This is a genomic window from Gilliamella sp. Occ3-1 (genome assembly GCF_001690655.1).
Lineage (GTDB): Bacteria > Pseudomonadota > Gammaproteobacteria > Enterobacterales > Orbaceae > Gilliamella > Gilliamella apicola_P.
The window spans coordinates 1-12,946 of the sequence record NZ_LZHQ01000008.1 but is presented as its reverse complement, the minus strand read 5'-3'; the positions used below and the strand labels follow the sequence as shown (position 1 = coordinate 12,946).

General features: G+C 34.6%; 11 protein-coding genes, 2 tRNA genes and 2 pseudogenes. 7 read left to right on the top strand and 8 right to left on the bottom strand.

Going from position 1 to position 12,946, the window contains the following annotated elements; translation table 11 throughout:
- Nucleotides 1-29: 29 nt before the first annotated feature.
- Nucleotides 30-1,283 carry a glutamate-5-semialdehyde dehydrogenase gene (proA, locus tag A9G43_RS02380; protein WP_065606306.1) on the top strand — a complete coding sequence of 418 codons (1,254 nt, stop codon included), beginning with the start codon at nucleotides 30-32 and terminating at the stop codon, nucleotides 1,281-1,283.
- 60 nt (nucleotides 1,284-1,343) lie between these two features.
- On the opposite strand, the gene trhP is transcribed toward proA, so the two are convergent.
- Together trhP and A9G43_RS02370 are read right to left on the bottom strand one after the other, a co-directional pair.
- On the bottom strand, nucleotides 1,344-2,687 hold the full coding sequence (gene trhP, locus A9G43_RS02375; RefSeq protein ID WP_065606304.1) for a prephenate-dependent tRNA uridine(34) hydroxylase TrhP: 1,344 nt from the start codon (nucleotides 2,685-2,687) through the stop codon (nucleotides 1,344-1,346).
- Nucleotides 2,688-2,861: 174 nt separating this feature from the next.
- Nucleotides 2,862-3,053: a thermostable hemolysin delta-VPH gene (locus A9G43_RS02370; RefSeq protein WP_065606302.1), complete on the bottom strand. Its 192-nt coding sequence runs from the start codon at nucleotides 3,051-3,053 to the stop codon at nucleotides 2,862-2,864.
- Nucleotides 3,054-3,565: 512 nt separating this feature from the next.
- On the opposite strand from A9G43_RS02370, the gene A9G43_RS11330 reads away from it, so the two are divergent.
- Nucleotides 3,566-3,907, top strand: a complete 342-nt coding sequence (locus tag A9G43_RS11330) for a hypothetical protein (RefSeq protein WP_442903311.1) — start codon at nucleotides 3,566-3,568, stop codon at nucleotides 3,905-3,907.
- Nucleotides 3,903-4,064: an integrase core domain-containing protein gene (locus A9G43_RS11325; protein WP_218058592.1), complete on the top strand. Its 162-nt coding sequence runs from the start codon at nucleotides 3,903-3,905 to the stop codon at nucleotides 4,062-4,064. Before A9G43_RS11330 ends, A9G43_RS11325 begins: the two co-directional genes overlap by 5 nt.
- Before the next feature lie 138 nt (nucleotides 4,065-4,202).
- Here the strand turns inward: A9G43_RS11325 and fabB are convergent, their stop codons facing one another.
- Nucleotides 4,203-5,414, bottom strand: coding sequence for a beta-ketoacyl-ACP synthase I (fabB, locus tag A9G43_RS02360; RefSeq protein ID WP_065606301.1), 1,212 nt, complete (start codon nucleotides 5,412-5,414; stop codon nucleotides 4,203-4,205).
- A 269-nt stretch (nucleotides 5,415-5,683) separates the two neighbouring features.
- Between fabB and A9G43_RS02355 the strand changes: the two genes are divergently transcribed.
- Together A9G43_RS02355 and A9G43_RS02350 are read left to right on the top strand one after the other, a co-directional pair.
- Nucleotides 5,684-6,949 carry a putative DNA modification/repair radical SAM protein gene (locus tag A9G43_RS02355; RefSeq protein WP_065606299.1) on the top strand — a complete coding sequence of 422 codons (1,266 nt, stop codon included), beginning with the start codon at nucleotides 5,684-5,686 and terminating at the stop codon, nucleotides 6,947-6,949.
- Between the two features lie 2 nt (nucleotides 6,950-6,951).
- Nucleotides 6,952-7,767, top strand: coding sequence for a TIGR03915 family putative DNA repair protein (locus tag A9G43_RS02350; RefSeq protein ID WP_065606297.1), 816 nt, complete (start codon nucleotides 6,952-6,954; stop codon nucleotides 7,765-7,767).
- A 115-nt stretch (nucleotides 7,768-7,882) separates the two neighbouring features.
- On the opposite strand, the gene A9G43_RS02345 is transcribed toward A9G43_RS02350, so the two are convergent.
- A complete protein-coding gene (locus A9G43_RS02345) occupies nucleotides 7,883-8,641 on the bottom strand; it encodes an MlaA family lipoprotein (protein ID WP_065606295.1) in 759 nt (252 codons plus the stop codon).
- Nucleotides 8,642-8,767: 126 nt separating this feature from the next.
- Here A9G43_RS02345 and A9G43_RS02340 point away from each other — a divergent pair.
- A tRNA-Arg gene (locus A9G43_RS02340) sits at nucleotides 8,768-8,839 on the top strand.
- 416 nt (nucleotides 8,840-9,255) lie between these two features.
- Here A9G43_RS02340 and A9G43_RS10640 read toward each other — a convergent pair.
- From A9G43_RS10640 to A9G43_RS02325, 3 genes and pseudogenes are all read right to left on the bottom strand, one after another.
- Nucleotides 9,256-9,632, bottom strand: a pseudogene (locus tag A9G43_RS10640) (transposase); the annotation flags it as partial.
- 450 nt (nucleotides 9,633-10,082) lie between these two features.
- Nucleotides 10,083-10,415, bottom strand: a complete 333-nt coding sequence (locus tag A9G43_RS02330; protein ID WP_065606291.1) for a DMT family transporter — start codon at nucleotides 10,413-10,415, stop codon at nucleotides 10,083-10,085.
- Nucleotides 10,416-10,596: 181 nt separating this feature from the next.
- A tRNA-Lys gene (locus tag A9G43_RS02325) sits at nucleotides 10,597-10,672 on the bottom strand.
- A gap of 217 nt (nucleotides 10,673-10,889) precedes the next feature.
- Here A9G43_RS02325 and A9G43_RS02320 point away from each other — a divergent pair.
- A complete protein-coding gene (locus A9G43_RS02320) occupies nucleotides 10,890-11,561 on the top strand; it encodes an OmpW/AlkL family protein (protein WP_065606290.1) in 672 nt (223 codons plus the stop codon).
- A gap of 35 nt (nucleotides 11,562-11,596) precedes the next feature.
- Here A9G43_RS02320 and A9G43_RS10635 read toward each other — a convergent pair.
- Nucleotides 11,597-12,946: pseudogene (locus A9G43_RS10635) on the bottom strand (IS1182 family transposase); the annotation flags it as partial.

Genomic DNA, 12,946 nt, shown 5'->3' with positions numbered 1-12,946 from the left:
AATAGTAATATAAAATAGTGGTGATAACAATGTTACAGCAAATGGGTAAAACGGCTAAACTTGCTTCATATCAACTAGCACAATGTCCTACCGCAATGAAAAACAACACTTTGATGGTTATTGCTGATTTATTAGAACAGCATAGCGCAAGTATACTCATTGCAAATGAAAAGGACATCCAAGCGGCGAAAAAACAAAATTTAAACGAAGCCATTTTAGATCGTCTACTCTTAACACCCAAGCGATTATCATCTATTGCTAATGATGTCCGTAAAATCATTTCATTAACTGATCCTATTGGTCAAATCATTGATGGTTCTACTTTAGAAAACGGCTTAAAGTTACACCGTCACAGAGTACCACTTGGCGTTATTGGTGCGATTTACGAGGCTCGACCAAATGTAACCATTGATATTACAGCTCTTTGTTTAAAAACAGGCAATGCCGCAATACTTCGCGGGGGTAAAGAAACAATCAATACTAATATGGCCACAATTTCTGTTATTCAAAAAGCGTTAAAACAAGTTGGTTTACCCCAGACAGCTGTTCAATATATTAATAATCCTGATCGTAAATATATTCATGAGTTACTTAAACTCGATAAGTATATCGATATGATTATCCCCCGAGGTGGTGCATCTTTACATAAATTATGCCGTGAACATTCAACAATACCCGTCATTACAGGTGGTATTGGAGTCTGTCACATTTTTGTTGATGAAAGTGCTGATATTGATAATGCTCTACCAATTATTGTCAACGCCAAAACTCAGCGTCCAAGCACTTGTAATACGCTTGAAACGTTACTAGTCCACCGAAATATTGCGGAGCAGTTTTTACCAAAACTTTGTCAGGTCATGGCAGATAATAACGTCGTATTACATACTGACCAAAACTGTTATGACATATTAAAAACAGGTAATGCAACTATCCTACCAGTAAAAAATGAAGAATTACGGCAAGAATGGTTATCAAAAGATTTAAACGTGATCATTGTTGATTCACTTGAATTGGCTGTAGAGCATATCCGCGAGTATGGTACGGGTCATTCGGAGTCCATTCTCACGCGTAACTTGCTTAATGCAGAACAGTTTGTAAATCAGGTTGATGCAGCTGCAGTTTATGTCAATGCATCAACACGTTTTACTGATGGTGGGAAATTTGGATTAGGTGCAGAAGTAGCAGTTAGTACACAAAAACTACATGCACGCGGACCAATGGGGCTCGAAGCTTTAACTACCTATAAATGGATAGGTTATGGAGACAATTTAATTCGTCAATAATAAAATTCTGTTTAATATAACTGTTCGGACATCCCAAACAGTTTTTTATGCTTAACCAAACTAATCAAAATTACGCATTAATAATGCATAATTTAAATCGATTTTTTCAGGAATCGGAATATAAACAACATGGCCATCGCCTAAACCAGCAGGAACAGGTTGTCCTTTTTTGTTTTCCATTCGCTCAATCGTAAAAGTTTTGTTGCCTTTCGGCGTCATCATTTCAACGCTATCCCCAACAGAGAATTTATTTTTTACGATAACTTCAGCCAACCCATTTAATCGTTCACCACTAAACTCACCAACAAATTGTTGCCTTTCCGAAACAGAATGGCTATGTTTGTAGTTTTGCATTTCTTCATGCTTATGGCGACGTAAAAATCCTTCCGTATACCCTCGATGAGCAAGTGCATTAAGCTCTTGTAACAAGCGAGGATCAAAAGGCTTACCTTCACTCGCTGCATCAATAGCTTGGCGATACACTTGTGCTGTTCTTGCACAATAATAAAAAGATTTAGTTCTCCCTTCAATCTTGAGCGAATGTACACCAATTTTTGTTAAATCATCTACTAATTCCACTGCTCTTAAATCCTTTGAGTTCATAATATATGTACCATGCTCATCTTCGTAAGCTTGCATATATTCACCTGGGCGACCTGATTCTTCAAGCATAAATACTTTACTAGTAGTTTGACCAATTTCTAATGTTGGTTCAACTTGTTTTACCGAGATCGGTTCACATTTATGTACAATTTGCCCCACTTCGTCTTCTTTACCCTCAGCAACTTTATATTCCCAACGGCAAGCATTAGTACATGTCCCTTGATTTGAATCACGCTTATTAATATAGCCCGAAAGCAAGCAGCGCCCAGAATATGCCATACACAATGCCCCATGGATAAACACTTCTAACTCCATTTCAGGAACTTTTTCACGGATTTCAGCAATTTCATCAAGTGATAATTCACGCGATAAGACGACTCGAGTTAATCCCATTTGATGCCAAAATTTTACTGTTGCCCAGTTAACAGCATTCGATTGTACAGATAAGTGAATTTCCATATCAGGAAAATGTTCGCGAACTAACATGATTAAACCTGGATCTGACATGATAAAAGCATCAGGTTTCATATTTACAATGGGTTCTAAATCACGAATAAAAGTTTTTAACTTCGAGTTATGCGGTGCTATATTCACAACTACATAAAACTTCTTACCTTGAGCATGTGCTTCGTTAATACCAATTGCTAGATTTTCATGATTAAATTCATTATTACGAACTCGTAAACTATATCGCGGTTGGCCAGCATAAACAGCATCTGCACCATATGCGAAAGCATAACGCATATTTTTTAAAGAACCGGCAGGAGAAAGTAATTCTGGTTTTGCATATAAATTTGTCATTAAAAATGCCTCTGATTTCAGGTCAGTATTACTTATAAGTAATAGGTTAAGCAAAATAGGATGGGCATTTTACGCTTTAGGCTATCTGTTGGCAAATTTATTATATTCCAAACTATGAAAAACTTTCAGTTATTGCTTTTCCCGACACTTCTCACTTTGTTTAAGTATGATAAGTTAGGTTTTATTATTCAATAATGGTAAATATTCATCCCATCGGTATTCTCTAATTGGCATGGGATTAACCTCTTTAAAATATAAAACTAATGCAGGTTTAATACCATTCCAATTATCCACGAACTCATATCTAACAAGTTTACCATCTTTGATTAACTTCTTTGTTTTTGCATGATAATTAAAGTAGCTCATAAATAATGTTAATAAATTATATTATAAAATTGAAAAATAACTGTAACTGAAAAAACTAAAAATTGATTAATTTAAAAAATGGAGGCACATCCCAGAGTCGTACCAAGATAGACGGATTTGTACCCTGAAAGCATATTACTACAAATCAATTAAATATTAAATTAAATTGAATTGTATTCTTGCGTAATTTTGACACTTTTTGTCCCAATTCCCCTAAAATTTCACTTCGCTTATCATGATAACAATAAATTACACACTACCAATTTACATACAATACCAAAGATTTTGTGGTGCTACAGGACGCTGTTGAGTATTGTAAGCTGAAGATTGAAAGTGGTGCTTGGTCTATTAACTATAATGACTTATTCATGTGTAGGATTTACTAGCGTTGTTTACAGTAATTTGAGAAACTACTGTAATGAATATACATACTAACGCCTTATCACAGACAAGAGATATGGCGTTTATATTATAAAGAAAAAATAACGGTCACTGATTTGGCAAAACGCTTTATGGTCAGTCGGCCTACCATTTATAATGTACTAAAGAAAGCCCGATTGAAGCTTTTTGTGCCTTTAAACAGTAAAAATGAATATTATAAAACTATCAGTTATGGTATTAAACGTCTGTTTAAAGTTGAAAAAGCTATTGAAGATAAATTAAGACGGCAAGCTAAACCTATCCCAGTGAAATGCTACACGTTGATACCAAACGTTTACCTTTACTTAAAAATGAAACAAAACAGCAAACTAGAGAATATTTATTTGTCGGCATTGATGATTTTTCACGTGAGCTTTATGCCGGTATTTACCCTGATAAACCCCAATTTAGCAGTGATACGTACTTTGAATTGAGACGTGGCATCATCAGCAAATATTTAGCGACTCAAAAGAGAGAAAACAAAAACTTAAACGCTTTATTAATTTTTATAATACCGTTAAACCGCATAAAGCGATTTCAGGGAAAACGCTTTATGAGTTTTTAGAGGATTATTTTAACTATGATGTGTAAACAACTCGGCGTTTTCTTAAAGATTGGATAACTAATCAAGTTATTGCTCAGTTATCTTACAGTTAACAATATTAACCAATACAAAGCCGTTCATTATAGAACGGCTTTGTATTGGTTAATATTAATTAAATTCGCTTATTAGGCTTTGTATTTTTTCATTACAATTGAGGCATTAGTACCACCAAAACCAAAGCTATTTGACATGACTGTTGTTAGTTCACGCTGGGTAGGTTCAGTAATAATATTCATACCAATTGCAGCTTCATCAAGTTCATCAATATTGATACTTGGTGTAATAAAGCCATGTTCTAACATTAATAATGAATAGATAAGCTCTTGTGCGCCAGTAGCACTTAATGAGTGACCTGTCATTGATTTTGTTGATGAAATAGCTGGAATGTTATCACCAAATACCTGTTTGATTGCCCATAATTCTTTTACATCACCAACTGGAGTTGATGTGCCATGGGTGTTGATATAATCAACTGGTACATCTAAATCTTGAATGGCAAGTTGCATACAACGCATTGCGCCTTCTCCTGATGGGGCAACCATGTCATAACCGTCTGATGTAGCGCCATAACCAACCAGTTCACCATAAATATGAGCACCACGAGCAAGAGCATGCTCTAATTCTTCAACCACAACCATACCTGCACCACCAGCAATAACAAAACCATCGCGGTTTTTATCATAAGCACGTGAAGCCTTTTCTGGATTGTCGTTATATTTGGTTGATAAAGCGCCCATGGCGTCAAATTCGCAAGACATTTCCCAACAAAGCTCTTCTCCACCACCAGCAAAGACGATGTCTTGTTTGCCAAGTTGAATAAGTTCAGCTGCATGACCAATACAGTGAACCGATGTCGCACAAGCAGATGTCATTGAGTAGCTAACACCTTTGATTTTAAATGGTGTGGCTAAACAAGCAGAAATCGCCGATGACATTGATTTAGTTACAGCATAAGGACCAACACCACGTAATCCCTTTTCTTTCATTCCAGCAACAACATTATATTGTGTTTTGGTTGAGCCGCCATAGCCAGCAATTAAACCTGTGCGAGGATTAGAGATTTGTTCAGGGGTTAATTTGGCATCTTCGATCGCTTGTTGCAAAGCAAGATAACCATAAATAGAAGCATCATTCATAAAGCGAACAATTTTGCGATCAATGAGTCCTGTAGTGTCTAATTTGACATTTCCACATACATGGCTACGCATTCCGCTATCTTTCATTTCTTGAGAGAAGGTAATACCACTACGACCTACTTTTAGTGATTCCAAGACTTCTTTAGTATTATTCCCAATACTTGAAAGAATTCCTAGCCCTGTAATTACAACACGTTTCATTTTCTATTTAGCTCCTAAGTTATCTGGCTTTAAAACATGAAATTGTGTTGATTATAGCGTACAGTTGTAAGCTGAACAATACTTTACAATTTTTTTTATTTATATCTTCTAATATAGCCTTAATTATTTATTATAAAAGGAATCAAACAAAATAGAACTGCCTAAAAGTAGCGTAGCTAAAAAGTAATTTTTGTCAACAATATTTGCTTGCTAAGCTTTATATTATTGTTATATACTGTATAAATAAACAGCTATTGTGGTGAGCCAATATGAACGAAAAAATGATAACTAAACTTGAGATATTAGCTGAGTCGGCAAAATATGATATTTCTTGTTCATCAAGTGGCGCTTCAAGAGGTAATAAAGATAAAGGCATTGGTAGTGCACATAAGTCTGGTATTTGTCATACATTTACTGCCGATGGGCGATGTGTTTCGTTACTTAAAATTATGCTCACTAATTATTGTATGTTTGATTGTGCTTATTGTATTAATCGTCAAAGTAATGATATTCCAAGGGCAGGTTTTACACCACTTGAGTTGGCTGATTTGACCATTGAATTTTATCGCCGTAATTATATTGAAGGTTTATTTATTAGTTCAGGTATTGTAAGAAGCCCAGATCATACCATGGAAAGAATGATTCGAGTGGTAACGATTTTGCGTAATGAATATGGCTTTAATGGCTATATTCATATGAAAGCGATTCCTGGTGCTAGTAATGAGTTAATTAATCAAGCAGGTTTATTGGTTGATAGAATGAGCGTTAATTTAGAAATTCCAACTGAAGAAAATCTTAAAATATTAGCGCCTGATAAAGATCATCAAAGTATCTATCAGCCTATGCGACAAATACATCAGAATATGTTAGAAAATATCGAAGATCGCAAAAAATTTCGCACTGCACCCAAATTTGTACCTGCGGGGCAAAGCACTCAAGTTATTATTGGCGCAACTGATGAATCAGATAAACAGATTTTGCAATTAACTGCCAAGCTTTACAAACGACCAAGTATGAAACGAGTTTATTATTCGGGATTTATTCCAGTTAATAGTTATGACAAGCGGTTGCCTGTTGTACAAGACGTACCAAGAGTGCGAGAAAATCGTTTATATCAAGCCGATTGGTTATTGCGTTTTTATGATTTTAATGTTGATGAAATCGTTAACGATCAATATCCTGATCTTGATTTAAGTGTTGATCCTAAACTGGCTTGGGCAATACGTAATCCGCAGTTTTTTCCTATTGATGTTAACCGTGATAGTTATCAAAAAATTTTACGGGTACCAGGCATCGGTGTTAAATCGGCCAAGTTAATTGTGATGGCAAGACGTCATCGTAAGCTTACTTTTGATGCGCTTAAACGTATTGGTGTTGTTTTAAAGCGAGCAAAATTTTTTGTTGTTTGTCATGAAATGAGAAAATTTAAATTGCTTGATTCTTCGGCCGAATATATCCGACTATCGTTGCAAGATCCGCCTTTGTTAGAAGATAAACAAGATAATATTTCACAGCAATTAGTCATGGAGTGGTAGACATGTTGGCGTTTTATTATGATAAAAGCTTTGAAGGATTGCTATGTGCGGTATTTGATGCTTTTAAACTCAAAAAGATGCCTGAATGCCTGTTGGCTATTGGGCAGGTTGAACCGCTATTAGTATCTAATAGGCATAATGTTGAATTTTGCGATCTTAAATATGAGCGTGTACGTATGGCGTTAATTAATAAGATTAGTAAAGTGGCGCTTCGTCATTTAATGTATGTCTGGTTATCAGAATTGCCTGAAAGTGATTTAATTGTTTTTCGTTATATTTGCAAGGTATTCAAATCATCTAAATCAATCGAAACTGATTTTGCCGATAAAAATGTGTTATCTGTACATGATATTGCCAAAAAAGTTAGTCGAGAGCGGCATCGTATAATGCAATTTGTACGTTTTAATGCAGTTGACAATCCTCTTAAAGATACGATAGAGCCTAATGAAAGGGAAGATAAGGTCTATTTTTCTATCATTGCTCCTATTTATAACGTATTACCTTTAGTTCTTAAATTTTTTAAAGATCGTTTTGCCGATCAAAAGTGGGCTATATATGATGAAAAGCGCGAATACGGTTATATCTATAATTTACATAGTATTGAACCGATCTCGCTCGTTGATAAAGATGATCTGATTATTAATAGTCAGGTGAATCAACGTTATTTATCTAAGGACGAAGTACTATTTCAGAATATGTGGTTACGCTATTGTAATGCATTAACTATAAAAGAACGAATCAATCCTAAATTACAACGCCAGCAAATGCCAAGCCGATTTTGGCAATATTTACCAGAAATGAAATCAATATTAAAATAAATATGTAAATAAAAAATAATTAAATTAGTATCATCATAAACAAAAGAACATAAAAAACCGCCAATTAACAGCGGTTTTTAATATGATTTAGTAAAAGTACGTAATTTAACAAAAGTTATTGTGAATCGATATCATTAATAACATCATTAATCGATTCTTCACGTTGTTTCTGTTTGTTTTCATCTACTTTACCACCCGATGCGATAAAGTCATTACGCTGGAAGTAAGCATTACGCATAAAGTTATAAGGATCATCGCTATTTTTAATTAGATCTTCATATTCGATTGCCATTGCTCGTGCTTCAACGCCATCAATTACACCACGTGCCAACATCCATTGCCAATCTATCCAAGCAAGTGGTGGATAAAGAGTGTCAACAATGCCACCACCTTCTTCTCTCAATGTTGCTGAACCATAAAATGGCAGTACAACATAAGGACCGTAAGGTACATCGTAATGACCAAGAACATCACCAAAAGTTCGTTTGCCACCTTTTTGTAATTGTGGATCAGACATGCTAGCAACATCCATCAAACCAGCAAAACCGAAAACTGTGTTTAAAAAGAACCGCGCTAAATGTGTACCTGCTTTATGGGTATCACCTTGTAGTAAATTGTTTATCATTGAAGCGGGCTCTGAAAGGTTAGATGAAAAATTAACCACACCTGTACGAACTGGAGACGGAACATAATCTTTCCAAGCTACTGCGGCAGGGCGTAAAACATAGGGATCAAGCGCATAGTAGTTAACATCAAACATGGTTTTGTTAAAACCTGATAACGGATCACTATAGGAATTAGTTTCGGCCTGATAAGTAGCACAACTTGTAAGTGTCATTACAGAAAACATCATACCAACAATTCGTTTTTTCATAGTATTTTCGATTAAAAGTAATAAGGTTAATTATGATGCGATTGTATCATGATTACTTAAAATAGAAAATTTTTCGTTATTTAAATGGCATTACCTAATAAAATTTATTAAAATGTGTGGCCTTATGACCTCATAGTTAAATGGATATAACAAGCCCCTCCTAAGGGCTAGTTGCAGGTTCGATTCCTGCTGGGGTCGTATTTTATAAGTGCTGCTAACTTTTTTTGCATTCCGTATTTATAATTAATTTCCTATTATTTTGTTATTAAAAATTAAATTTAAGAAATCCCATTAGCTTTTTAAAACTTTACTAATTACCTTTATGTATTCTAATTTGACGCAAAAATAAGCATGCTGAATAAATTTTTGTTTTTAATTTATATAATATGAAAATATATTCATGACGTTCGCTTGTAGAAAATTTTCTCGATCCGTTGGGAGTATAATGAATTTAAATCCTATGACAGATTATCGTTCATACACTTCTGTTGACAAATCTAATTCATTTAAAGCTGTTCGAACAGATATGAGCAATGTAGCTAGAGGTTTAAGAAAGTTATAAAGCTTTATTAGCTAATCCTTCGACCCTATATTAAATTTTGTGTATTTACCGGTTAAAGTAGACGGTGAACCCAGTCCCCAAATTCTATCATAAATCGACTCATCGCGCTTTTCCCATTGTGGAGCGACTTTGTTCATTTTTCAGATGCTTGTTGTATCGCTAAATAGATCACCTTTTTCACCGAATCATCTGTTGGAAATACTTTACGTTTTTTAATGACGTGGCGAATTATGCTATTAAGTAACTCTATCGCGTTAGTTGTGTAAATCTCCTTACGGATATCCTTCGGATAAACAAAAAAAGGACTGAGATTTTCCTTGTGCCGTCGCCAAGTTTGACCAATAAACGGGTACTTTTATCTCTCTTCTCTTCAAAATGAGTCAGTTCCTGTGATGCCAGTTCTTGTGTCGATACCTGATAAATGGATTGATTGATTTTATCGATTCGCGTTTGATGTTTTTTGACGAGTTGTGGTTCAAAATCGCTTTCCCTATCACGAGGAATAGCGAGCACTATGGTTTTTATCTCTATGGCAAGAGATACCCCCATTCTCTTAGTCTTTTTTCATCCATTTGTAATTACCTATTTTTACTCAATAGAGTAGTTTAAAAATAAGCAAATACACAAATTTATTTATAGAGTTAAAATATCAGATTTATAAACATAAATAATTTTTTTATATGATAATTATTTTAAAACCGAATCATATCTGATTTTATTTCACCTGATTTAATTTCCAACATTCTACACCTATTTTAATCCTTTTCTTTAGTAATAACCTTTCCACAACTAGATAAGATTCCTACTCTTTCATCATAAATAATACTGATATTTGTTGGTTTCATTTGAGTTTATTCAATATAGATAATTTAAAATTAATCAATGCCCCGCTACTTTCGAGAATAAATTAATAATCACCACACCAAACATGATAAATCCAATGCCTACTAGTGCAGCTAAATCCAAAGTTTGTTTTAAAAAGACCCAAGCAATTAAACTGATTAACACAATTCCGATTCCAGACCAAATCGCATATGCAATACCAACAGGGATTGTTTTTAACACCAATGAAAGAAGATAAAATGATGCGCTATAGCCAATAATAGTGATAATTGAGAAAATAAGATTGGTAAAACCATTTGATAGTTTTAATGAAGATGTAGCTATCACTTCGCAGATAATTGCAAAAAATAATAACATATATGAGTTCATTTTAACACCTATAATTGTTAAATCAAATAGCTAACTATCTAAAATTAAAGTTAAAATTTCAGATTAATCAATCTTCAATTAACAGTATAAATGTTAATAAATATTACCAATATTTATATTATTTTTACATCATTAATTATGAATTATAGATAGCTATTAATACTAGAAAAGAGAGTGAATATGGTGGGTTGTGAGGGGATCGAACCCGCGACCAATTGATTAAGAGTCAACTGCTCTACCGACTGAGCTAACAACCCACTTAAATATTTTAGTTTATTTTATATAAATTAGATTAATAATGCAAATTATCAATTTAATTTTATTTATCAGGATATTTTGATATAAATCTCAGAAACATCAAATTCATTATTATAATATTGTAAAATAAAAATAATTATAAAATCAATATTATTTATCTAACTAAAACTTGTTGTCATAATTTACATTAATTCGCAATTTAACTTTGGAGGCAAAATGAGAGTATTATCAATTACAATGCTTATCTCAATAGAATTAGTAAGCTCCTTGGCGTATGCTCATACAGCAAATGAAATTATTATCCGAGGAGGACCAGTTTATGTTAATCCTCAAAATAAAAGTGATCATGTTAAAGTAGGTGGAGTAAAAAGCGATCTAAAAGCAAAGGCAGATAACGATACCCAACTTGGATTAAACTTTCAATATATGGTTACTAATAATATTGGTGTCGAATTGCTAGCTGCAACGCCTTTTAGCCATCAGCTTAAGTTAGGGGGTGGTAGTTCAACAGGCCTTTCTGGTGCTCATTTAGGAAAAATTAAACACCTACCGCCAATATTAAGTGCTGTTTGGTATCCGCTTGATTCGCAATATGAGTTTCAACCTTATCTTGGAATGGGCATAAACTACACCTTCTTTTTTGATGAAAAACTCAATGGTGAAGCTAAAAAGGTTGGGTTCCATGGTTTAGATCTTGATAGTTCCTGGGGCTGGGCAGCACAGGTTGGTGCTGATTATACTTTCAATGAAAATTGGCTTGTTAATGCTCAAATACGTTATATTGATATTGAAACGAAAGCAACTACACATTTAGGCAATACTAAAGTGACAGCCAATTATAAGCTTGATCCTTGGATTGCTATGATTGGAGTTGGGTACAAATTTTGATTTAATAAGTATAAAAGCCTCTCATTTGAGAGGCTTCAGATTGATGACAAACCTCGATATAATTCGGGGTTTATTTTTTTATTTAAACCATAAATAGGATTTTTAATTTGGATTTTATTAAATAAATTAAAAAATAGCTTAAAAAAATGTAACAAAAATAGCTTTATCGCTATTTTCTTGATATTTTGAGTCGTTGCGGCCAATAAACACTGCATTTGAACCTGCGCTCTATGGTCTCTTTTCGTCGAGCATAGACTTTTTTTCCCACTGACTTAAACAAGTCTCGTTGGCTTTCTCTTTATCTGCTTCCCAGATATAGCGTGTGATGACTTTCTGTGTATTTTTACTCTGTGTACACTGTGACAATAACGGACAGACTTTGCAGGTTGTTGCATCAGAATGATAATGACGATAACCTTCCCTGCTGGTAGTTTTATATATTAATGTTTGCCCGTTTGGGCAAATATAAGTATCGTTTTGACTGTTATAGATAAACTGCTTTTTTCTGATGGGATTCGCACCATGGGTGGGACGACGATAACCCAACACCGGATATATCTGCTCTGCCTGCAGTAAATGGCAAATGGGAGCCGTAAAATAACCCGCATCAAGACCGACACCAACCGGATTAAAGCCAAACCGCTCTAACTGGCGTTTTAATCGAGCCATGTAAGGCTGGGAATCATGAATATTTCCAGCTGTGACATAGGTATCGGTAATTAAATTATGTTTGCCATCAACCGTTCGGTGATCTACGTAGAAAAATCCTTTAGGCTTGCCTTCCCAATGCATAAAGCCACTGTCCAGATCTGTTGTACTGACTTTAATCTCCTTGTATTTCTCTACCGTCGATGGCTTTAAAGCTTTTTTCCGTTTAATTCTCTTTCTGCGTTGATGGCTTGATTAAGTGCATCAATATAATGACTGGGATCAACAATACGTTGCTCATTACGTGCCTTGCCTTTATTGGCATTTGCTTTTAGGTAAGTACTGTCCGTATATAAAACCCGACCACCTATCAACCCTTTGGCAATGGCCTGCTCAACAATATTATCAAAAATCTGTTGATAAATTTCACTGTCATTAAACCGACGGCGACGATTTTAGCTGAGTGTTGAGGCGTCAATCACTTTTTCGGTTAATCCCATTCCCAGAAACCAGCGGTAAGCTAAATTGACCTGAATTTCCTGAATCAGACGACGTTCACTGGGGATACCGAAAAGATACCCCAATAACATGATTTTAAACAGTCTGACCGAATCTTCTGCTGGACGACCATTATTAGGGCAATAAAGTGGTGCTACCGCTTCTCGAATAAATTCAAAATCAATGACTTTAGCTATTTTACGAACAAGATGATTTTAAGGGACAAGCGCATCTAGCGA